General features: G+C 52.3%; 17 protein-coding genes and 1 pseudogene. 8 read left to right on the forward strand and 10 right to left on the reverse strand.

Annotated features, from left to right (window positions below; genetic code table 11):
- Window positions 1-138: 138 nt before the first annotated feature.
- From Pr1d_RS19510 to Pr1d_RS19520, 3 genes are all read left to right on the forward strand, one after another.
- Window positions 139-612, forward strand: a complete 474-nt coding sequence (locus tag Pr1d_RS19510; protein WP_210417781.1) for a PGPGW domain-containing protein — start codon at window positions 139-141, stop codon at window positions 610-612.
- A gap of 715 nt (window positions 613-1,327) precedes the next feature.
- Window positions 1,328-2,287, forward strand: coding sequence for a hypothetical protein (locus tag Pr1d_RS19515; protein WP_148075084.1), 960 nt, complete (start codon window positions 1,328-1,330; stop codon window positions 2,285-2,287).
- Between the two features lie 84 nt (window positions 2,288-2,371).
- On the forward strand, window positions 2,372-2,734 hold the full coding sequence (locus tag Pr1d_RS19520; protein WP_148075085.1) for a hypothetical protein: 363 nt from the start codon (window positions 2,372-2,374) through the stop codon (window positions 2,732-2,734).
- Here Pr1d_RS19520 and Pr1d_RS26770 read toward each other — a convergent pair.
- The 3 genes and pseudogenes from Pr1d_RS26770 to Pr1d_RS19535 all read right to left on the reverse strand — a co-directional run.
- A pseudogene (locus Pr1d_RS26770) lies at window positions 2,731-2,886 on the reverse strand (helix-turn-helix domain-containing protein); the annotation flags it as partial. The gene Pr1d_RS19520 and the pseudogene Pr1d_RS26770 overlap by 4 nt on opposite strands.
- 851 nt (window positions 2,887-3,737) lie before the next feature.
- Window positions 3,738-4,727, reverse strand: a complete 990-nt coding sequence (locus tag Pr1d_RS19530; protein ID WP_148075087.1) for an acyl-CoA desaturase — start codon at window positions 4,725-4,727, stop codon at window positions 3,738-3,740.
- A gap of 311 nt (window positions 4,728-5,038) precedes the next feature.
- Complete coding sequence (locus Pr1d_RS19535; RefSeq protein ID WP_168205361.1) at window positions 5,039-7,468, reverse strand: ComEC/Rec2 family competence protein; 2,430 nt, start codon at window positions 7,466-7,468, stop codon at window positions 5,039-5,041.
- 350 nt (window positions 7,469-7,818) lie between these two features.
- Between Pr1d_RS19535 and Pr1d_RS19540 the strand changes: the two genes are divergently transcribed.
- Window positions 7,819-9,936 carry a S9 family peptidase gene (locus Pr1d_RS19540; RefSeq protein WP_238476540.1) on the forward strand — a complete coding sequence of 706 codons (2,118 nt, stop codon included), beginning with the start codon at window positions 7,819-7,821 and terminating at the stop codon, window positions 9,934-9,936.
- Between the two features lie 10 nt (window positions 9,937-9,946).
- On the opposite strand, the gene Pr1d_RS19545 is transcribed toward Pr1d_RS19540, so the two are convergent.
- Window positions 9,947-11,521 (reverse strand): polysaccharide lyase, encoded by a 1,575-nt coding sequence (locus Pr1d_RS19545; RefSeq protein WP_148075090.1) that lies wholly within the window; start codon window positions 11,519-11,521, stop codon window positions 9,947-9,949.
- Between the two features lie 309 nt (window positions 11,522-11,830).
- Between Pr1d_RS19545 and Pr1d_RS19550 the strand changes: the two genes are divergently transcribed.
- Entirely contained in the window at window positions 11,831-12,580 is a 750-nt protein-coding gene (locus tag Pr1d_RS19550) for a DUF3826 domain-containing protein (protein WP_148075091.1), read from the forward strand.
- Between the two features lie 291 nt (window positions 12,581-12,871).
- On the opposite strand, the gene Pr1d_RS19555 is transcribed toward Pr1d_RS19550, so the two are convergent.
- From Pr1d_RS19555 to Pr1d_RS19575, 5 genes are all read right to left on the reverse strand, one after another.
- The gene (locus Pr1d_RS19555) at window positions 12,872-13,513 is read right to left on the reverse strand and encodes a hypothetical protein (RefSeq protein WP_148075092.1); all 642 of its coding nucleotides are present in this window, start codon (window positions 13,511-13,513) and stop codon (window positions 12,872-12,874) included.
- Window positions 13,514-13,659: 146 nt separating this feature from the next.
- On the reverse strand, window positions 13,660-13,962 hold the full coding sequence (locus Pr1d_RS19560) for a putative quinol monooxygenase (protein ID WP_148075093.1): 303 nt from the start codon (window positions 13,960-13,962) through the stop codon (window positions 13,660-13,662).
- A 74-nt stretch (window positions 13,963-14,036) separates the two neighbouring features.
- Window positions 14,037-15,083, reverse strand: coding sequence for a glutathione synthase (locus Pr1d_RS19565; RefSeq protein WP_148075094.1), 1,047 nt, complete (start codon window positions 15,081-15,083; stop codon window positions 14,037-14,039).
- Between the two features lie 12 nt (window positions 15,084-15,095).
- Window positions 15,096-17,018, reverse strand: coding sequence for a flavohemoglobin expression-modulating QEGLA motif protein (locus Pr1d_RS19570; RefSeq protein ID WP_148075095.1), 1,923 nt, complete (start codon window positions 17,016-17,018; stop codon window positions 15,096-15,098).
- Window positions 17,015-17,812 carry an N-formylglutamate amidohydrolase gene (locus Pr1d_RS19575; RefSeq protein ID WP_238476541.1) on the reverse strand — a complete coding sequence of 266 codons (798 nt, stop codon included), beginning with the start codon at window positions 17,810-17,812 and terminating at the stop codon, window positions 17,015-17,017. Before Pr1d_RS19575 ends, Pr1d_RS19570 begins: the two co-directional genes overlap by 4 nt.
- Window positions 17,813-18,004: 192 nt before the next feature.
- Between Pr1d_RS19575 and Pr1d_RS19580 the strand changes: the two genes are divergently transcribed.
- Entirely contained in the window at window positions 18,005-19,027 is a 1,023-nt protein-coding gene (locus Pr1d_RS19580) for a DUF6807 domain-containing protein (protein ID WP_148075096.1), read from the forward strand.
- Between the two features lie 4 nt (window positions 19,028-19,031).
- On the opposite strand, the gene Pr1d_RS19585 is transcribed toward Pr1d_RS19580, so the two are convergent.
- Complete coding sequence (locus Pr1d_RS19585) at window positions 19,032-19,979, reverse strand: peptidylprolyl isomerase (RefSeq protein WP_148075097.1); 948 nt, start codon at window positions 19,977-19,979, stop codon at window positions 19,032-19,034.
- A 340-nt stretch (window positions 19,980-20,319) separates the two neighbouring features.
- On the opposite strand from Pr1d_RS19585, the gene xylA reads away from it, so the two are divergent.
- Window positions 20,320-21,630, forward strand: a complete 1,311-nt coding sequence (gene xylA / locus Pr1d_RS19590) for a xylose isomerase (RefSeq protein WP_148075098.1) — start codon at window positions 20,320-20,322, stop codon at window positions 21,628-21,630.
- Window positions 21,631-22,225: 595 nt separating this feature from the next.
- Window positions 22,226-23,101, forward strand: a complete 876-nt coding sequence (locus Pr1d_RS19595; RefSeq protein WP_148075099.1) for a PEP-CTERM sorting domain-containing protein — start codon at window positions 22,226-22,228, stop codon at window positions 23,099-23,101.
- The last annotated feature ends 383 nt before the right edge of the window (window positions 23,102-23,484 follow it).

Below are 23,484 nucleotides of genomic sequence, written 5' to 3' on the forward strand. Positions count from 1 at the left end.
TCCTCATAGCTGCATAGGATGCAGCTTTCTGTGAGGCAGGCATCTTGCCTGTCTATCGTAATCACAGGCTACAAGCCTGCACCATGCTCCCAATGTACCACCACACTCCGTGTGGTATCCCACCAACTACCGCTTATAATGAGTCACTTCTCTGCCCCCGCCAATAACCACCAACTTCTTCCTCCCATGCAAACTCACTGGTTGGATTGGATAGACGCTCACCAAACACCCCTGTGGTGGCTGGGCGGTATCTCGCTGCTGGTGTTCTTTGGCAGCTTGATCCTGATCCCAGTGGTCGTAGCCCGCATCCCCAGCGACTACTTTCAACACGTGCAACGTCCCCCTACAGAATGGTCCGCTGAGCATCCTGTGCTGCGCGCGATCCTTCTCGTGGCGAAAAATGCCGGAGGAGTTCTACTAGTTCTGCTCGGACTCGCGATGCTCGTGTTGCCTGGCCAAGGTCTCTTGTGCATTCTACTGGGTATCACCCTCCTAGATTTCCCCGGCAAGTTCCGGCTGGAGCGCCGACTGATCAGCCACCCCCCAGTACTCCACTCAATCAACTGGCTCCGCAGGCGAAGGAACAAAGCGCCTCTGGTTGTTGAGAAATAAAGGAAAAGGAGGAAAAGGACAGGCATAGTTCGTCCCAAGCCTAACGTGCGGGTGAGCGGGATTACCTGTATACCCTTTCGAGGAAAAGGTTTACGACGACGTTCCTTAATGATGCTTTCCGAAAGATGCCTGTCCTTTTGGTCTCTCTCCTAGAGAAAAAGAGAAAGGGACATTCTACTTTCTACTTTAACAAAAAGTAGAATGTCCCTTTCTCTTTCTCGTACGATGGCAGGAGCAAATTCGCAAGAATGAACTACGCTTTGCAGAGGCGAAGCACCAACCACCCTAACCATTCTCCTCATCATTTGTCACATTTCCTCCGCAACTAACTTCTTTGCTCCTTATTGCCGACGCTACTGGGCAAGTTTACCACTGCGAGTCTGCCGTTGCGGACTAGAAGGGTTGCTGCAGAATCAATTACGCAATGACTATTCTAGTCCATCGAACTTCGCAACTTCATTACACTGAGACATTTATCTTGAACATCGGGCATCTCTTGGTATACTCGATATAGACTTCTAATAGTGAATACGATGGTGCCATGCGATTGCGACTTATCATCTGTTTCTTTGCGCATGCAATAATTCTTCTGGTATATAATGTGTCTCTATGGGCGCAATATTCTACGGTCATAAACGTCCCACCCGTACCAAATCTTGGAAACGGTCAAGAGATCACTTCCGGAACCCAGCTCAATCTCGGACCTGGAGGTTCAGTGGGTACCAGCTTTCACGCCTGGAATGGCTCGGAGATTAGTATTTCAGGAGGAGAAATTGGTGGAGGTTTCAACGTTGAGCAAGGGGCGACTGCAAATATTAGCGGTGGAACGACTGGGAGTATTAGAGCCCACTCTGGCAGCAACGTAACTCTTTCGGGGGGAGCCATCGGTGACTATCTTCGCGCTGAAAGTCAGAGCTCTTTCACTATTCTCGGCGGCGACTTCTTGATAGATACTGTGCCAGTCGAGGGTCTGGTTAACGAGGGAGATTCCGCGACTATCCAAGTGCCATTTGAAACCTTGTTAAGCGGTGTGTTTGCCGACGGCACTCCGTTTGCATTTGTCGTGACAAAAGGATTCATTGCCGCTTTGGAACCTCACAACACATTCTCACTTGTGCTATCACCATTACCGGACCCTGGGCCACCCGTGATTGACGTTAGTACGATTCCTGCACCAAAGGGTGCCCGAAATGACCAAATCATTATCGTTCGTGACGGCGCTGAACTAGGCAAGAACTTCACGGCTATCCAAGGTAGTATCCTTTTGATTCAAGAAGGAGGCATAGTTCAGAACAACTTGGAAGTCGTCCGTTCGACTGTCAACTTGACTGGAGGAACGATTGTGTCTGACTTTGATGCCATTGCTGGAAGTAATGTCAAAATTTCAAGTGGCTTTGCTGAGGAAGTGATACTACTCGATAGCACCTTGACCGTCACCGGAGGAACAATTGGCCATGATCATCAAGGCTTGTTTATCGGTGGTGCAATCGATGCCAAACTCAACAGTACCGTCAATGTTTCGGGAGGAACCATCGGCGATGGCGTATTCATAGGAGAAGGCAGCGTCTTAGATGTAAGTGGTGGAACGATCGGCGATTTTGTGGACGTATTCATAGGTGGAACTGCCAATATATCGGGTGGCCTCTTTGGTGAGCGTTTTGATGCATTTTCATGAAGCGAAATAAACTTTTTTGGAACCGAATTCTACCTGGACGGCGAACCAGTTACTGAACTCACTCACAATTTGCAAACTCCTCTGTTGGCACGTGATCAAGTTTTAAGTGGCACTTTGGCGGATGGTACGCCGTTTGACTTTCTCCTCAGCTCCAATCGACTTGATCTGGATGACTACTTTGATCCGAATGCGATGGTGACTTTAACATTGGTGGATTCTACGGCAGATTTCAATAATGATGGCACTGTAGAAGGCCGGGATTTCCTGGAGTGGCAACGCGGCAACTCTCCAGATGCACTGAGCCTAGGCGATCTTGTCAATTGGCAGGCCAACTATGGCAAGACTTCTGTCGAGGCCGCATTGATTGTCCCAGAGCCGTTCTGTCAAACGTATTTCTTGACTTTACTTTTTCTTGGCTTTACTCGTCGGCTCAGCAAGAGCCGTTAAATATTCACCGCCAACACATTCACATCGACACCAAAACAAGCGGCCAACTTCCGAATCATCGGTCGACTCAGCGGTTTCTTGCCCGCTAAGACTTCGGAGATCGAAGACTTGGAAATACCGGTCGCTCGATGCAACTGAGCCCGTGAGACTCCCTTGGCTTCGAGCCGGGTCTAGGGGGACGCTGAGCTTTCTGGCGAAGATACGATTTATTTGATATCAAATTCAATTGTTCGCTACTGGCTCGATATTGTTCTTTATCAATGACCCAATTACGAATTTTTGCATAGCAAAGACTCAGCAGAGGTGATTTTTTGCCATCTGGAAGCAACTCTTACAGGCCGGTACGGCCGCGCTGTGATAGCCCGGGACGCAGTCCCGGGGGGAAGCGATCATGAAGGTTAGCCCTGCAAGGGCGCGCTGGCTCAAGCACTCGAGCGCGCCCTTTCAGGGCTAGATTCTTATGTGGCATCCGATACCCAGGACTACGTCCCGGGCTATCGCAGCGCACCCTTTCAGGGCTATCAAGTGAGGCGTGGCCCAAAAATCGTCGTGGAAATTATCTTTTCAATCACGATAATGGATGTCGCAGCACAACCTACGACGATCTTTGACAACCTGGCCATCCACAGAATACGTCTACCCCTGGCGGGCGGGGGACGTAAGTCCTTTGCATGCGCACTTCCTTGCATAGATTCGCCACCAAGTTGGGTGGTAACATGCAGGGAACTAACGCTCGCCTGGGATGTCTCAAAGCAAAGAAGGTTGATGCGAGTTTTTTTTCAAAAACTACGTCGCAATCCTTGAAAAAACATTAGTTTTATAGAGTGCGTGCAATTAATTTTTTTTGCGTTTCTGGTTTTTCGACAAAAGAACCGAGAGATTTCTCTCGCCGCAGTGCGCAAGATATTGCAAAGAATCTTGGTATGCGCAAGGCGCTAGTCAGAACGATGGCGAACTGTGAAGCAACTCACCACTCACCACTCACCACTGACCACTGACCCACTCACATCGCCGGCTTCCGCACATCCTTCAGGCGAATCACATCCCAAGCGAGGCCCGTTTTTTCCATCAGCAGGATGCACCAGTAGGTGAAGTCGATTTCCCACCAGCGATGGCCCTGGCTGGCGACGCGTTGATAGGCGTGGTGGTTGTTGTGCCAACCTTCGCCCCAGGCCAACAAACCAACCCACCAGAGGTTGCGGCTGTTGTCGCTCGTTTCGTAATTGCGATAGCCCCAGAGATGCGTGGCCGAGTTCACGAACCAAGTGATGTGCAGCACATAGACCATTCGCACACCCAGGCCCCAGAGGACCATCGACCAACCACCCCAGGCGGAGCCGAGGCCCCAACTTGTGGGACCGAAGTAGCCCATCAAGAATAACACGGCGGCTAAAATCAAATGCGAGGGCAAGAACATGTGATGGATCACAACCATCATTTTGTCCTTGACCATATCAGGAGCATAACGGTGCAAGAGCTCGCGATGCCATTTGCGACCAAAGTCTGGCATGAACCACAGCAGGTGGCACCACCACTTACCATCTCGGGGAGAATGAGGATCGCCATCTTCGTCGCTATGGGCGTGATGCTTGCGATGTTGGGCAACCCAAGTCAGAGCCGAGCCTTCGCCCGACAGTCCACCCAAGAATGCGAGCAACCAACGAATTGGCTTGTAGGTTTGAAAACTCTGGTGCGTTAGCAAACGATGATAACCCATGCAGACACCCAAGCTGCCGGTCACAAACGCTAGGATGACGCAGGTAATTAGAGCCGGCCAACTGAAAAAGAACGGTGCGGCAACAGCCAACGCATGCACCAGAGCAATCCAGATGACAATGGGCCAATTCATGCCCAACTCATCAAACGCCTGCTTGCCGCGCACATAGGCAGCATTAGCGGCAGCCACGGCAGCGGTGCCTGTTTGTTTGATCGAAGTTGACATTTCAGTTGTGCGGTTGCGGGGAGGGCGCTCACTTGGGGAAACAGTGGACACTGTCGTGGCTCCTTAATGCGTTTCAGGCGGGAGGTTATATGTTTTTGTAAAACCGAAAGCTGGATTCGTTCCGTGCGGTCAAAGTTGAATGTGTCTTTGTATTTCGATCTTCACCTCAAGGCAAATATTAGCAGTTGAGACTCAATCTTATTTTATGCCGATAGCATAGAAAACCTGTGGGAAAGTCGCTAGGGCGTTGGGCCGGATATCCGCCAAAAAGTTCGGATTCCTCATGCGGGCTAGCACGGAAATAATGCCTGTTAATCTACGGGGTTTACCGCAGATTTACCGAATCCGAGGACAGTCTCGCATTAAGGCAGATAGTTCCTCTGAGAGATGCCACCCGGGCCGATCACAAACTCCACCGCGCCAGTCTGGGCAGTATGCAAAATTTCGGCACCTTCAGTGCGGTACGAGGTGGAAGCAAAGCTCGTGGCGTCGATCGACGACCCGCCGCTCATCACGGCCCATTCCGGGGAACACCACGCTGCAAATCCGGGAGGATCACTAAACCGACTGCCATGATGAGGGGCCAACAAGATGTCCGTATCAAGCGGTGGTTCCGCCATCACAGTTTCGATCCCCGGTGACTCAAGATCGCCAGGGAGCAGAATCCTGGCACCGGAGAATTCCACCGAGAGCAGGATGCTGTTCGCATTGTCGCGACCAGGTACCCCGTAGCGAGGCGGGTGGAGAATCTCAATCGTCACAGCTGTGTTTGCCACGCTCAGGCGGTCGTTCATCCATACTTCTCGCAAAGGGACGTCGGCCTCAAGCACCTTCTGTTTGAGAAGATTCGGGGCCGTGAGATCACCATCGTTCGCCCACGGATCGAACATGAGGGGTGACACATAGATTGCCCCCACTTCGAAGCGCTCAAGCAAACCCGGCACACCGTTGTAGTGGTCCACATCGGCATGCGAGACCACGATCGCATCGATATGCGTGATGCCTCGCGACCAGAGAAAACCGGAGACCGTGTTCGCAGCACTCTCTGGCGAGCCGAGGCTCCCCGCATCGTAGAGCATGGTTTGCCCCCCCGGCAGTTCCAGCACAACACACGTGCCATGGCCTACAGCGAGAAAAGTACATCGCAACTCGTCAGAGCGCGTGGCCTGCCAGGCGGAAACGCCGAAACCAACCGCTACCCACAATGCAGCTGCTGCGACGAGTAGTTTTCTATGCACTTGAAGCTGGGGGAAGATTGCTATCAGCCCCAATGCACCATAGAACACCGCGAGCCACCAGAGCGTGGGGCCGGGGGCGTAGGTGTGTCCCGCTGGTAGTTGACTGGCCCAAGCGACGGTGCCTTCGGTCACGTACAAGCAAGCCCCACAGATCTTTCCCAGCAGCCAGGCCACCGGCGGAAAGACAAAGCCCACCGTGCAAATTCCTAAACCCGCGATTAGCGCTAAGGCCACGAAGGGCCACAATACCGGAGTGATCAGGAAACCGCTGGGCGAGATGATATTGAAATGATAAAGCACCAGTGGGGCAACAAAGAGCCACACCAAGAATGAGGCGATCGCCAGACTCTTGAAGCGGCTTGCAAGCCAGCGAATCGTCAGTTCCTGCCACGACATGTAGCTGGCGATCATCCGCTGGAGCGGATCGGGAGTCCCCTGTATCAGCCCCGTTTTTGCGCAGCCAACCACAACCGCCACGCCGAGAAAGCTCAGCTGAGTACCCCCGCGAAACAGCTCGCTGGGACTCAGCGCCAACACCACCAGTGCCGATGCAGCAAGGAGATTGATAGCCGAAGCCCGCCGCGAACCTGCGATAGCCAACAAGGTCGTCAACACCAGTACACTCGCCCGTACAACGGGTGGACCTGCACCGACAACGGCAGCGTAGAGAATGACCAGTGCGGCGGATAGGACCAGGCACCATCGTTGCGAAACCTGGAACGCGCCAAGCAGCAACCACACGGCGCCTGCCAACAGGCCGACATGCAAACCAGAAACCACCAGCAAATGAATCGTGCCCGTCTTCATGAACGACTTGAGCGTATCGTCGCTTAGTTCCGAACGGGTTCCTAGCAAGAGGGCTTGGGCGATTGGTCCACTTGACGATCCTACGTAACGTGCAATCTGAGCCTGACATCGATTGCCAATCGCGGCCAACCAGCGTCCCGGACTAAAGGATCCTCCATTCTGAACCACGGTCACACACTCAGGCGAACCCGTAAAGAGTTCGCACAATCTGCCGCCTGAACGTTCGGCGGCCGCATAGTCGTATTGCCCTGGATTGAGGACCGGTCGAGATTTCCCCAATTGACCAAAGACTATAATTCGGTCGCCGGGAGAGATCTCTCTAAGTGTGCCATTGATCCGGAGTCGCGTCTCGCCAGAAGTGTCGTGCCAGTTGGTGCCATCGCGAATGCGTGTGACCTCTACCAAGAGCTGACTCTGAGAATCTGCGGGGATCGCACGCAGAGGATTGGAGGGTGGGGCGGGAGAATGCTGCAGCGGACTTGTGACGATTGCTTCCAAACAAACGGGAGTCGCGACTGCAGGAGCGAACCGCACCAGTTCGTCTTGCCCAATGGTATTCCAGCGAAAATGATGCCATGCACCGCCAAGGGCCACAACAGCGAGCAGGAGGGCAACCATCGATATCTGAGACCGTCCAAAATTCAGCAGAGTCATCGCTGCCGAGGTTGCCACGACTGCGATCAGCCACCAAGTGAGCGGTCCTGAGATCAGCCAATCTCCCAGAAAGCGATCTGCAGAAATCCCCATAATCAGGGAAATCGCTACCAGAAGCAGAGGCCACGAAGAGGGCGAAAAAACTGGCGAACGATCTTGCTTCGATTTCGTAGACATAAGAGAGTAAGACGAAAACCACCGCAAATGAGAATTTCAAAAGAACTGCCGCTGCCTAGTGCTTTGACAACTTCGTTTTTTTGGGGTGCCATCTGACAAAGCACTAGTGTAACGCAGTGGATTCCCCATTTGAACTATCTAAGCGTCCTCTATCCGACCTCCGCTTGATGCAATGGGCAAAAGCGGGAACAATACCACCACTGACGACCTTGGCCAGCCCTCCGGAGCAGACTCCCATGAAGTGTTTTCAACCCGATTGTATTCCCATGTCATTCCGATCTATGCTTTTGGTGATCGTTGCCGGTTTGGCGATGCCTCATTTTTTGTCCTCAGCCGAGGGCCAGACGTCTACTGCAGAACAACCCACCTCCAATTCAACCGAGGAGCCTACCTTGATTCCCCGTAGTATTTTGTTCGGTAACCCCCAACGGGCCAATGCACGCGTGAGCCCCAATGGAAAATGGCTCAGTTTCCTTGCTCCTGTCGATGGCATTCTCAATGTGTGGGTAGCGCCCATTGATGACCTGGAAAAAGCCAAACCGGTTACCAAAGACAAAGTGCGCGACATTCGTGGGCACTATTGGGCTTACACGGGTGATCACATCATCTACACCCAAGACAAAGCGGGTGACGAGAATTGGCACATCTATGTAACCGATGTCGCTACCGGTGAGACCAAGGACCTCACGCCCTTGGACAACATTCATGCCCAGGTCCAAGATGTCAGCCAAAAATTTCCGAATGAGATCCTCGTTGGCCTCAACGATCGTATCCCGCAACTTCACGACATCTATCGCGTAGACATTTTGACCGGAGACCGCGAACTCATCCAGCAGAACGAGGGAATGGCTGCCTATGTAACCGACGATGATTTCGACGTCCGATTTGCCTTCAACTACACGCCCGAGGGGGGCACCGTGTTGATGAAGCCCAAACAAGCCGGCGAGACTGGTGAAGGGGCTGAGTGGGAGAATTTTATCGAAACGGGTCCCGAGGACGCCATGAACACCGGGCCCGCTGGCTTTGATAAGTCGGGCAATGTGCTCTACCTGCAAGACAGTCGCAAACGCGACACCGGGGCGTTGTTCGCGATCAATCTGGAAACCGGCGACAAGAAATTGGTGGCCGAGGATCCTCGCGCTGACGTCGGTAGCATGATCGTGCATCCCACCGAGAAAACGATCCAGGCCGTGAGCTTCAACTACACCCGCGACGAGTGGAAAATACTCGACGAGTCAATCCGTGCAGATCTGGAATATCTGGAATCAGTCGAAGATGGTGAAGTGCTCATCACGAGCCGCACATTAGATGACAAACTATGGACCGTGGCGTTTCTGCTCGATGATGGTCCGATCAAGTTCTACTTGTACGACCGTCCTAACAAGAAGGCGAGCTTCCTGTTCAGCAGCCGGGATGATCTGGACCAATACAAGTTGGCCAAGATGCACACCCCAGTGATCAAGAGTCGCGATGGACTCAATCTGGTATCCTATCTCACGCTTCCCGTTGGAAGTGACCCTGATGGGGACGGTGTACCCGACAAACCACTGCCCCTAGTTCTCGACGTCCACGGTGGTCCGTGGGCCCGCGATGAGTGGGGGTTCAACAGCACCCATCAATGGTTGGCGGATCGAGGGTATGCAGTGCTGAGTGTCAACTACCGCGGCTCGACCGGCTTTGGAAAGAATTTCACTAACGCCGCCAACGGCGAATGGTCGCGCAAAATGCATGATGACCTGATCGACTCCGTCAACTGGGCCGTCGACGAGGGTATCGCCCAGCGTGATAAGATCGCCATCATGGGGGGCAGCTACGGAGGCTATGCTACCCTGGTAGGTCTGACCTACACCCCCGATGTGTTCGCTTGCGGGGTTGATATCGTCGGGCCTTCGAGCTTAGTCACTCTGTTACAAAATATCCCGCCCTACTGGGTGCCGTTTATGCCCGTGATGAAGGTCCGCGTAGGAGACGTCGAAACCGAGGAGGGTCAGGCCGAACTCTTGGAACGATCACCATTGACGCGAGTCGACAAGATCGCCCGTCCGCTATTGATCGGCCAGGGTGCCAACGATCCCCGCGTGACGCAACTTGAGGCCGACCAAATTGTCGGGGCCATGAAGATCAAACACATTCCCGTGACTTACGTGCTCTACCCTGACGAAGGCCACGGCTTTGCTGGTGAGCAGAACCGCATGTCCTTCAATGCCGTCACCGAGGCCTTCCTCGCTGAACACTTAGGAGGCGAGGTCGAGCCCGTAGGCGACGACTTCGAAGGCTCCAGCATCCACGTCCCCGTAGGTGCCGACGAGGTGACAGGAGTGGCGGAAGCACTTTCCAAAGATCGGCTTGAAATGCCTCCAAAGGAAGAAAAAGCAGCCGAGTGAAACAGGCGAGCTAGCTTATGGTATCAACGTTGTTTCCAAAGTTGGTGTAGTCCACCTTCTCTTGGGGATTCGTGCCATTGAGATACTCTTCGACATTGGTGTAACCGTCACCATCCGTATCGATGTTGCCATCTTCTGCAGAGCTCGCATCCAGGCTGTATTCTTTTTCCCAAGCATCGGGCATCCCGTCTTCATCGGTGTCGGCGGGTACGTCGTCAGGCGAAAACGCATAGTTGGGATAGCCACCGACTTGGTCGGGATTGAGCAGGATCCCATTGCCAGTGGACACCTCGCCGGTGCGAACCATCTTACTTACTCTTTCATCGACTGTGTCACGTCGAGGAAGGGTTGCGCCAGCCTTGGTCAGCACCTCTTCGAAGGCTTCCATGGCAGTTTGCTGATTGATCGGCCAACCTTCGAACGGGGTGTGGACTCTCGCGATATCCGATGTGCCAACTCTGTCCAGGAGACGCATACCCTTCCAATTATCTGCGGTTACCTCTGGATCACCTTCAACAATGTTGCCAGCCACATACCATTTGCCCGGTCGCTTGCCCGTCTGGGGATACCAATTCCCCTCTTGGAAGCGTCTGGGGGGTGAGTACATGTCGCGCTGCTCGATCCGAGCGATGGTGCTGCGCATGTTGTCGTTGGTGGCCGGTCCGGGTTTGTAGTAGTTGTTGATCACATTGATCAAGGAAGTCTCGTCGCCACCGTCCATTGTGCGGTGACTCCAGTTGAAGAGAACGTTATTGCGATAGTCGAATTCTCCACTCATACCGATCGAGGGGTTACGCCCCGTGTTGCAGGCGAAGAGGTTGTGGTGGAACGTTGAGTCCCGACCACCCCAGGTTCCGCCAAACTCATGGCCTGGCCCCAGTGCCTCACTCGAAATGCAGTATTGGATCGTCAGATTGCTGACGGGATGCTTGACTTGCTGAACCCTTCCGTTGACTTGCGGCAGATCCGGTCGATCATGCATAAATCGGTAGAGTGAGAGATTCTCATCCCGACCCCAACTGGCTGTGCAGTGGTCAACGATGATTTGGCCTCTGGGATTCCCACCAATGTTGTCCGACCCCTGCCCTCCCGAAGGGTTGCCCCGCCGCACACGCAAATGGCGGAGAATGACGTTGTAGGCGTTGATATTGAGTGAGTGGTTAGCGATGCAAATCCCATCCCCCGGTGCTGACTGGCCGGCGATTGTAATATCGGAATTGTCTATGTCCAGGTTGGATTCAAGCGGGATGATGCCAGCCACACGAAAGACGACAATACGCGGGCCATCGGCCTCGATGGCAGCTCGCAGGCTGCCCGGACCGCTGTCGTTCAGATTGGTGACAGCGATCACTTTTCCGCCGCGTCCCCCGGTCGCGAACATGCCGCCCCCCCAGGCCCCCGGAAACGCCGGCACACCAAAGGGCATCTCGAATGGCAACGGTGGTGCCATACCGGGTTCAGGCTGCTGGATCTGCTGAGCAGATTTGTCATCACTTGTCGAGGCAATTTCTTGAGACTGTACCTTGCCTACAGCTAATCCAGTCACTACTAGGATGCCACAAATTAGTTGCTTCGATAACGCCATGATTCTTATTCCTCTATTTGAAATGACTCCACAATGATCACCACGAATTGATCGTGGGAGTGACGAGTGACTTGTTCATGGTATCACCATTTCGCGATCATGGTACCATAAAGACTTCACTTTTCTTGGCGAGGGTCCGAATGGGAGTGCTGGACTTCCTCTTTCAATGCAAAAAATGGTGCAATATTCGCACCAGGGTGTTCGATAGTTCTTGCGACTGTAGGTTGTATAGATTCTCTTTTAGTACACTCGTTCCAATCGACCGATGATTTGACATTCACATCCCTGCTACTCAATCGGAAGTCTAACATGCACAACTTAGTTTTGTCTGTTGTTTCACTGCTCGCCGTAAGTTTGTCTCTCTCATCCGCAGTGGCTGAGACAGCGGCGGTTGTCGCGGCCAGAACACAAGCCGCTATCGATAAAGGCAACGCGCCGACATGGTGGGCTCCAAAACTGCCAGAAGAAATCCAACGCGACGTGGAAGGAAAAGGAAAGCAATTGGCGGACAGATTAGATCTAAAACACGAGTCCAAGACACAAGAAACTGCTGCACTCGTCAGCCAGCACTTTGCCAGGGTGTGGGCCTGGCACCAGGAAGTTGACAAAGAATTAGACGCCGCATGGGACGCATGGGATGCAGCACGCGGGGGCGGCGGTGGTCAGAAGGACGAACTGAAGGCACTGACGATTATGACCGAGCAGATTGATCCGATCTATGCACAATTCACTCCGCAAATCCAAGGACTACTGATCGCGCTCAAGGAACAGATCGGGGAAGAAAAAACGACCAGGCTGCTGGACATCATCACTCGCTCCCCCGGCGCTGAGCGGACTTTCAACGCCTACGTCGGCATGGTCCCAGAAATGACCGACGAGGAAAAGGAAATCCTCTGGAATCGCATGGCTCAAGCACGCGAGGATTCACTGGCAGCATGGACCGATGGGAGGATCATCAAGATCTTTAAGAAGTACAAGATTCGCAATGAGTTCTCAATCGACTATTTTGGCTACGATTATCGCAAACGATACACAGAGTGGGCGAAAGGGCAAAGGTGAAACTCCACGGACCTCTTCGCGTTCTCTCACTGGCCACTTGGTGATCGATTACCATAAACGCTAAGTCTGGCGGGAACATATCGCTGCCCCAACGGATGAGGCGAATTATCATCCTAACTTCCCTAGTCTTGCAGAGCCTTTTCAAAAACTGAAGACTGTTTGCAGTATCGATGTGGAATCACGTTCCGATTTTATGAGTTAGGGATGCAGCTGATGGCTTTATCTGTCAGAAAGCCAACAAATAGTTGACGCAATGGTGTAAAATCGACTGGCGAGGAGCATAGGTTCTTGCTACTTGATCGGGAGGCGCACAATCAAGCCAATCATACACATGCCTGCCAGTGCGAGAGCGCTAGGCTCGGGACAAATGAAATCGAACGGATAGCTTTCAAACCGCGAACCGTCCTGAAGACCCACACTAAAAGAAAAACGCCAACTCAACGAGTCCTGTGGGCCGAATGTCAACTGTGCAAACTTGAAATTGCTTTGAGCTCCATTGTTGTCTAAGTCAAACCAAGCACTGTTCGGAGTCAAAAAAGGAGCATGATAATCATCAGCACCTATTGGAACTGTGTCGCCAGGAGTGGTGATCCAAGAATCCGCTGTTATGGACGGGAAAAACGGCGTTAATACTTCATTTGGAGGACTTACGTCTGAAGACATTGGGGCTTGAAACAACCTCTCTGCTGGCGAAACAATGACATTGTGAATCCCCACGATGTCAAAATCAGTCGTCACAAAGAACTCAAAAACGGTTCCTCCGGCAGGTGCGGGATCAACCATAGCCCCAGCCTCTTCCGCAGTTACAGGTCGCGACGAGTAACAGGACCACACATGACCATTAGATGTACAGGAGTGAATACCGGCAGAGGATTCAGGAATTAAAAAGAGAACGTAGGAAATCAGAAAAACGAGACAAGCAGTCTTACTCATGAATTCTCTTTCCGACAATTGAATATCTAACGTAAGTGAAAATCTCACGTTTATTCAACGCTTCAGCTTACATACTAGATAAGGACTTCATGGCAACTGAAATCTTTCTATCTTCAATTGTACATAGGGAGGGTTAATTGTCCAGGTTATTGCGTTAATGATCCATCTGCCAATTCCCACGTATCGAGCTGCTTGTCGGCAATCCATGGACCAGCCGTGTCGCCGAACCATTTGAAGTGATCAGAGGCGGTGTGAACGTCGAAAGCGGCGCGGTCGTCGTATTGTTCGTAAATCAAAACTCGCGTGTCGTTATCGGGATCAAAACTAACATCAAATCGGCGGCATCCTTCTTCTTTCGTCAGCGAGTTGTTTGCATGCTTTAGCACAGTTTTCCTAAAGGAGGCTACTTGCTGGGGATCGATTGACAAATACACGGTTACGACAAACATGTTTTTACCTTTCTCGGATCTCGCTCCGCTTTGGACTCGTGCTACTCGCCCGCCGCGTCGCGGCTAATAATAGCCTACAGCGACGCCATATCCACGTTGTTAAAGTTGCGTTGATAGTGACCCATGTATTGCACTTTGCGTTCCAGGGCTTCAATCACTGGGGTGGTGAAGTTCACATTTTCAAAGCTTTGAGCACTTCCTAAACCGCCGGGGCTGAACACGTTGATCTCCATCAGTTTGTCGCCCACGATGTCGAGGCCGACAAAGAACATGCCGTCCGCCACTAACTTGGGACGCACGATCTCTGCGATTCGCAACGCCTTATCGTCAACGATTGCCTGTGCCTTCTTACCACCAGCATGAATATTGCTGCGGATATCGTCGCCGGAACGAACCCGGCGAAACGCGGCGTACTTGCCTTTGTAGCGCAGAGGCTGCCCATTCATCATGAATAATCGCATATCTCCCTCGGCGGCAAGAGGCAAGTATTGCTGTGCGACAACATAACCATCGCGAGAAATCGACTCGATCATTTGATTGAGGTTTCCAAGTTGATCGCCGACAATTCGAAAGACCCCCTGCCCTCCCGAACCTTGTAAGGGTTTGATCACAACATCGTTGGAATGTTTGCGAGCGAACTCTTTGATCTCATCACGATCTCGCGTGATGAGCGTGTCAGGCCTCACTTCCTCGGGAAACAACTGGAAATACATCTTGTTGATGGCATTGTTGAGACCCTCCGGATCATTGAGCACAATCACACCCCGACGCATGGCCGCCCGTCCAAACACGATCCCCGCCTGCTGGGCCCAGCTGCGACGACCCAGATCTTGCGAAGGGTCATTTCGCAACATCAGGATATCCAAATCGTCCACTGTAATCCGCTGGGCTTTACCGCGCGGACCGCGCAGATCGTGTAGAAATGTCTTTGTAGATTTGTACTTCGAACCTGGAGCAGATCGAGCTCTGGCGCGTACGTAGTCATCAGGGTCAAAGGCAAAATCGCCTGTGCCAATCAACCAGGCTTCATGCCCCCTATTGACAGCGGCCATGGCGAGACGCGTAGTTGTGTAGCCTTCTTCTTCGGTAGCAACATCATTTACGACAAATCCAATACGCATACAAATTCCTTGTTAAGTTTTACCTTTGATCAATTCTAGCACAGACATTCCCGCCCCTAGCTTTTCTAGTCTTCCCTGTACTCCAGGCATCTGTAAATACCGAGGGAGCAAAGCGGGAGGTTCAATCATCCGGCGGTGCAATAATTCGCGGATGAACCGTATATGTTCGCTGGCAATCTTGCCCACGAACAGGGGGTCCAGCTTGCCACCATCACCCAAGTAGTCCAATATCTCAACTAATCCACGCAAATACACGGCATCTTTGGTAAAACCGCCCCCGCGAAAAATCCGCATCGTGATGGTATAGGCCGTCCTCCGGCGAAAGCCGTACTGCTTGGTTAAAGTGCGAAACGTCTCCACAAAGTTTGCTCCCGAGAGTAACATCTGCACGGCCACCACGCGGGCTGCCAGCAGTCGCAGTCGTGGCCTGCTAAGTCCACCAACCAAATACTCGGTCAGCACAGCTATGCCCTCTTGCAATGAATCGTAGCCAGCGAGCCCCGTATGCAGAAGCTGAAAAGGTTCTACTAATCCGTTGTAGTAGGTCAGCAGATGCGTACCAACTTCGTGTTGCAGCAGGGCTTCCACACGGCTATGTGGGATACGCGTCTCACGTCCGATCAAGAGGTGCCCATCAGAACACATAAGTCCTGAGTACATGTCTTCGCGTACAATCGCTTCGGCTGCAAACTCGGGTAGCTGTGCGCGGTAGTATTCTATTTCTTGCGTGGCTCGCTCGGCAAATGCAAAAGCATCTAGCTCGCGTTTGCTACGATCCTCTCCACTGCGAGGGCTGATGTGTTCGAGTAGGTTGCGAGCCAGGACAAGCAAATCCGTATTGATTTCGCCATAGACTTGTCGACTTCCGAGCACGAAACGCTTGGTGCCGATATCACAAAGCATCGTAATTTTTCGATCGAGTTCATCCTGCCGCTGGTGGAAGAGTTCACCAAGAGTGGGGTCTTCAATACTTCCGGTAGGAATCGAAAACAATTGCCGTTTCAACTCAGTGGCATCGATCGATAAGGGGCGATAGTAATAGCGTGGCTCACTTTCGAATCGTCCCCGCTTAAACTCCTCCCAGGCCGCATCCGCATTCACAGGGGTAACTTGCAACAGGAAACTGAAGCTCTTGCTGATTTCATTGAGTCGACGATCAATCATCTTGACTGACTTGAAAATGGTTCGTCGGCCAAGCGAGTAAAAATGCTCCGGGGTTGTATTCGTATGTGTCTTGGAGAAGGTAAAGAAGGCTTGTTTGAGTGCCCGTCCGATACTTCTCTTAAGGGATCGGATTACGGCGGGATAGAGTTCGCCAGTTTGCGGATTGCGGTAGATGGGTCGCACACTAAGTCCAATAACTTCACTGCCCCATTGCCGCAGGCTGTTGGAGGTGAGCAATGTAGTCAGACTCCCAGCGAATGCGTCGGAACTAGTGTCGACATGGACGGTTGAATGTTGCTTGAGATAGGTCACACGCTCAAGCTGGCGGCGAAGGGTTTCTATCGTGCGCATCGGTGCGTTGGGGCCACGGGCGACAATCGAGAAGTTCGGTCTTAGCTCGGTGGGCTCCATCTCACTTTCAGCAAACGCCGCTTGGACGTCGCTGTCGGCGGAAGACCAGATTTCCACGATTAAGAATCCATTGAATCGATTACGAAGAGTCTTCACGATGGTCTCAACGAGTGGACCGATCTCCTTTTTCGTCGCACTCTGAGGGACCACTAGGTACGCTGCTTCACCCTGCACCAAGGCACGGGTCCCCAGATCATTGTGAGGTGGTTCGCGATAGACACACAAAAATGGGAGTGGCCGATCCATGTAGATCATCCCCCCCTCAGGCAGTTCAGTCCTCACGGACTGCCCTGCCTCGAGTCGCTTTCGGACTTCCTGAATATCTCCCTTGGTTAACGGCAAGTTGGGTGCTTGAGTCACAGCTTAGCCAATTCCTCTCGCACTCCAGGGAGTGTCGACTCCAATGCCGACTTGATGGCGCCAACCGTTTCTTCCTCAGCGACGCCAGTCCACTCATCCATAAAAAACTTCTTAAACTCAATCGACAACACACATACCGAGTCTGGATAGTGCTCGTGGATCCATTTTCCGAAGTTGCCGCCGCGAAACTTTACGTTCTCACGTACATCAAGTCGACCACCAGGGAAATCGAACTCCTGTAGATCTTCAAGAAATCGATCAACCACAACTGCCCAGCGGGAACGATCCATCGTGCCGGTACCCAGATTCACCTGAGGATTGAGAGAAGGGTCGTCATATGGAGCATCTGGGCCAGCACGGTGATGGTTGTAAGTATGCAGATCGTAGACGACAGCGCGACCCTCGCGTTTCACCGTATTGTCGAGCAATTGGCCCACTGCAGAGTAAAACTGATCGTATTCCTCCAAAGACCGCTCCAATAGATCGGGCGGCAAAGGTTCGTGCCAAACTTTGAGTCCCCAGGCATCCTCGGGCACCTGATAGACCGCCTTCTCCCGGGGACGATTGAGATCAACCTCGAACCGAGATCGTTTTCCTATAATGCGTGAAGGTGCGACGTTTGCCCAAACAGAGGTATGTGGATCTTCTTCGTGCAGCCGATCAGCCTCCGAAAGCGCAATCAAGCTCAATAGCTCCTCACGCACGGCATGGCCGTCGTGTATCGCCGCTGCAATGATCGGTCCACTTCCTTCGACAATTTCCCAGGCGTTTTGAGTTTTAATTGCTATTTCCACCTACTACAAGAAATTGATCCTTCAGGTATTCTATTTCCGCTGAGTCAGTGCGCAAAGGGAGGCTTTCAATGATCGGCATACTTGCGACCTAGACTACCTTCCTAGATTTTTAGCCAATTCTATCTATTGGAAGAACGTGCTAGACTAGCCGTGCCGACTCATTAATAACTCTACTTTCTAGGAGACACACAATTGTTACGCTATCCAGTATCGCGATTATTGCTTGGCCTTGCCACGATTTGCTGCTCTTCAAATTTAGTATCCCTCACCTGTTCGCCAGCAAACGCTGCAGAGGATGAACCCTCTGGCAAAATGTCGGTTACCGAAGAAGCTGACGGCGTCACGGTCAATATCGATGGTGAGTTATTCACCCGCTACCTGACGAACTCCGAAAACAAACCCGTGTTGTGGCCAGTCATCGGCCCAACGGGGGAGCCCATGACCCGCGCCTGGCCAGTTGGTCCTACCAAACTTGAAGAAGCCAAGGACCACCCCCACCACCTTTCAGTTTGGATCGGATACGAGGGGATAAACGAAGCGGACTTTTGGCATACAAAAGTAGAAGGTGTTAACCGTCCCTTCCCTGCTGGCAAGCAGGTACACCGATCGTTCGATAGGGTTGATTGCGATGGTGATTCTGCCATCGTTGTCGCAACGACGGATTGGCTGGATAGCGAAGGCAATAAAATCTGCGGAGATGAGCGAACCTGGACTTTCGGCACCGATGGAGATCAGCGGTGGCTCGATTGCCGACTTGTCCTCACGGCGAGCGAGGGTGAACTCCGGCTCTCTGACAGCAAAGAAGGCTTCTTCGCCGTGCGAGTAGCCGACAGCATGAATGTCGACCACAAGCAGGGAGGGCGTATTGTTTCAAGTCGTGGATTGACTGACGGCGCTGCATGGGCACAACCGGCAGAGTGGGTCGATTATCAAGGGCCTGTTAATGGCGAGAAGGTCGGCATGGCTATTTTCTCCCATCCTGAGAGCCTCGATTATCCTGCCCCTTGGCACGTGCGGACCTATGGCCTTTTCGCAGGCAACCCTCTGGGTAAGCTTGCCTTCACGAATGAAAAGGGCGGAGTCCGTGAACGACCGCTCCGGATGACGTTGGCTTCGGGTGAATCCCTTATATTGCACTATCGCATCGTGCTACACCGTGGAGATGAGAATCAAGCCAAACTCGCGGAAAAGTACGCAGAATATATCGCCGAGTAGGCGACTATCGGCGGCGTGTCGCGAGAAACAAACAGCCAAGGGCAGCGAGTATCGCAGTGGCTGGCTCAGGAATGGATCTGATGGCACCAAGCGGAGGTGCCGGCTGGCCAAAACTACGCTGCCAGAGCAGGTAGTCAGCACCATCAACATCGCCATCCATATCAGCATCTCCATCGTCGAAGAATGCCCCCTGAGACATACCGTAATTGTTTCGAAGAATTGTTAGGTCAGCTGAATTCACCACGCCGTTGCGATTAAAGTCTCCAGGAGCCAGTGCCAACTGCGTGACACTGTTGACTGTCACAGTATTCGCAACGCGAATATCGGAGATCGAGCTTCCAGAAAAATTCCTAAGTGGTAAGTCATTAAACGGTGCACCGATCGAGAATCCAAAATCGGATGGCAATGGCAAGTCGCCTATTGCATCAACCACATCCATCCCGTTGCCTAGGACCATTCCAAAAGCTGAAAAGCCGCCATCCGGTCGAGTAGGACTATCAAGTACTGAGTTGTCTCCTTGGTTGATAAACCATTGGCTTGTCACGGTGTTCGGACCTGATTTGGCCATAGCAATCGTCCCTCGAACATTTGATGGCCCTGTGACTCCACTGCCTGGTTCATCATTGATCGGAGGATCCGTAGTTACCGATGAGTAAGTAATAGTCGTACTTGGAGGATTGGGATCGTGTAGAGTAAATCCTCCTCCTTGGATTACAAAATCCCTGAACCCCCCTAGTCCCGAGTCAAATGTGTCACTATTGCGATGGACTACCGTGCCGTCGTAGCGATCGGTATTCACATAATTGAGAAAATTCTGCACAGTGTTTGGCATGACATCGGCAAACAACTGAACATCGAAACTTCCTAGTACCGTATTAAAGCGCACAATTTCAGCCGACGCAGAACACGCCATTGCCAGAATGGCTAGAGCGACACACAGTCGTTTTAACATTGCCAAGCTTCCCACTTCTCTGTCCACATGCCCCACCAGGATCGGTCAACGCGAATGAGAGATTCGCTGCCTCTGTCCGACCTGTTCGTTCATTCTAACTTGCCTAACTGAGAAGGTCTACCAAATGGCACTGCCAGGCGGGTGGAGTATTGCTAGTGCGGTACGATTCGGGCCATAAACTCCGCGTTTACCTATGACAACACAGATTTCCCACAGATTCGCCACTGGCCCTAGGACACTTGCTACCGCTATATTCATACGTTTACGTGCCTGTCACAAAGAATCGCTGCGACAGGACTGGACTTGAAATTGGTTGCACTAACGAGAGACTCACTGATCCATGACTGCCTTCCCCGAAATCGAACGTATCCCTTTCGAGGGTCCCCAGAGCAAGAACCCCCTCGCCTTTCGATATTACGATGCCGACGAAAAAGTCGAAGGCAAAACGATGCGAGACCATCTGCGGTTTAGTGTCGTCTATTGGCATACCTTCCGCGGACAGGGCTCCGATCCCTTTGGACCTGGTACAGCTGTCAGGCCTTGGGACGACGGTTCGGAGTCCGTTGAGAACGCACAAAATCGAGCCCGGGTGGCTTTTGAGTTTTTTGAAAAACTCGGCAATCCGTTTTATGCATTCCACGACCGCGACGTTGCTCCCGAAGGGGCTTCGCTTGCTGAGTCGAACAAGAATCTCGATGCGGTCGCCAAGGTGCTCAAAGAAGAGCAGCAGCGAACCGGTATCCAACTGCTCTGGGGCACAGCCAATCTATTCAGCAATCCTCGGTACATGCATGGTGCCGCGACGAGCCCCAACAGCGATGCGTTTGCCTATGCCGCGGCTCAAGTCAAAAAGGCCTTGGAGGTAACGCTCGAACTAGCTGGAGGTGGCTACACTTTCTGGGGTGGTCGCGAAGGTTATCAAAATTTGTGGAACACCAATATGGGCCGGGAGCTGGATCACCTGGCCCAGTTCCTGCACATGGCCGTTGACTACGCCAAGGAAATTGGCTTCACCGGGCAGTTCTACATTGAGCCGAAACCGAAGGAACCCACCAAGCATCAATACGACAGCGACACGTCGGCCTGCCTGAATTTCTTGCGGCAGTATGATTTGATCGACCACCTCAAGCTCAATCTCGAGACCAACCACGCGACATTGGCGGGGCACACAATGCAGCATGAAATGGATCTCGCAGGGGCTTCGGGGGCGCTTGGTTCCATCGATGCCAACACGGGCGATATGCTGTTGGGTTGGGATACCGACCAGTTTCCTACCGACATCTATCTCACAACCCAATGCATGCACACGCTGCTGAAGTATGGTGGCTTTACCACCGGCGGCGTCAATTTCGACGCCAAGGTCCGCCGAGAGAGCTTCGAGCCCATCGATCTGTTCTACGCCCACATCGGCGGTATGGACGCCTTCGCCCGTGGCCTGAAAATCGCCGCGGCGATTCGCTCTGATGGCCGGTTGGAAGGACTACTCAAAGAACGTTACGCCAGTTGGGACACCGGCCTGGGCGCCGAGATCGAAGCCGGCAAACACAACTTCGCTTCGCTGGAGAAGATCATGCTGGACAAGGGTGAAATTTCCGCCAACCGTAGTGGACGGCAGGAGATGATTGAGAATTTGATTAATACGTATTTGTAAGTGGGTGAGAAGAATTGAACGCGGGTGAACCCTGATCGAGCGGATTTCCGCCGATTGGCAAATTGTCGTTACTAGCGGCGGTGTGGCACCACCGCGTCCTGGCCCTTACCGTATCTGCATCGGTTATTTTCACCGCCGCGGATTCGGAAAAATCGCTTCTGGGGGAGGTCAGATACACCCTCGGACCGAAGTAAAATGCTGTTTATGGCTGGGGCGTGTCACACCCGAGGCTGCTAGACAAATGCCGTTCGAGCCGTCGGTCATCGACACTAGCCTCTCTATTTAGCGGATTTCTATAGTCCGTTTCGTACGGTGCGCAGATTCAACGCCGCTAATTAACAATCTGCTGAAATAGAAATCTGAAGACGCCAAGTAGTGTGTATCCAGGCAATCCCAAATAGGAAATATCGGCTAAAATTCCTTGAATTAGTACTTCTACCTCAGTAGACTGTACTTCTGGCAGGCCGAAATCAGATCTCCTATCAGATATCGGTATAACTTGTAAGCCGGATGGCGTGACCTGGTAAGCTTGAGGGGCAGAGTCGCTATTGGCCATTCCAACTCGCAAATCACTGAAAGACTTGGAGCAAGAATAATGAAGAAAAAACTTGGATTGTTAGTATTTGGAGTATTGCTCTTTCTTGATGGTTCTGCTTTTGCGACTCCTTATCAAATCTCTTACGTGTTTTCAGGAGCGGACCAGTATGGCCGAGTTAACGGGTCGGACACGTCACTGACCGTTGTGGATGATCCTGGTGACACGAATGATGCCTACGCTGCCATTAGCGAATGGGGCGAGGACTATGCTTTGGCTTCCATTCAGGGAACACATTCTAGCGTTGTTGCAACAGCCAAACAGCAATCCGGATTCACATTGCAGGGCACCGGTAATGTTGATTTGGAGATATCTTATAACCTCTTGGTTGAAATATTTTCTATTAACCAGGCTTCGGTGAGTACAAGCGCTATAGTAGGTATCTATCAATACTTTCCAGCTGCATTTGGGGGGAACATCGTCAATGGTGCGCCTGTTTGGTACGATTCAGTATCCACATATCTCGACGAACCTCTTCCAGGAGTGACCTATGACCAACGTAGTGAAAAGCTGAACGCAACAGCCACAGTGACTCTACCTGCAGTCTATCAACTTGGCGGGAACTATCAGTACATGGTCGAGTTATACGCGTTCGTTAGGGGAGAAGACACTTATCGGATTCAATTTCAGCCTGGAGTGCATGAGAATCCCGATGCATTTTACAGTGCAGCCGCTTACGCTGACCCTACCTTTACCGTTCTTACACCAGGCGCAAGCATCAATGAGTTTGCGATCAATCCACAAGGACCATCTTCACTAACAGGAGGCACCCTGGACCCTCCACCTAGACCCGAAATCCCCGAACCAGCCTCCATGCTCCTACTTGGGGCAGGCGTAGTCGGTCTCGCAGGTTTCAGGAGGACGTTCAAGAGGTAAATCCCGCACCGAACTGGTGAAGCGCCACCGCTTGCGGCTTGGCAATAATGTCGCCGTCACCTTACTACTGCTCTACCTCTCACCTTATAGCATTCTATTACCCCCGACTTTGTACGTATCGCAGGAGCGGTGGCGTCTCATTGGCCCCGAGTTTCTGCGATGCGGAATCACAAAGCCGCGCGTGATATTCTGTGAAAACGGTAGCCAGCGGGGCGTTACTGATGAACTCAGATGTCTCTGGTTGCACAACCTTAGCCGAATTGGGCATCAGCTAACTAGCATCGGTGTGCACGTCCTCAGTTAGAAACTGTCTGCCGCGTAGTTCCGAGGTTTTATCGAGCGCCGCTAGAAACTGGACAGAACTCTCCAGCGATATGTTCCCA

This window comes from Bythopirellula goksoeyrii (assembly GCF_008065115.1).
GTDB classification, from domain to species: Bacteria; Planctomycetota; Planctomycetia; order Pirellulales; family Lacipirellulaceae; genus Bythopirellula; species Bythopirellula goksoeyrii.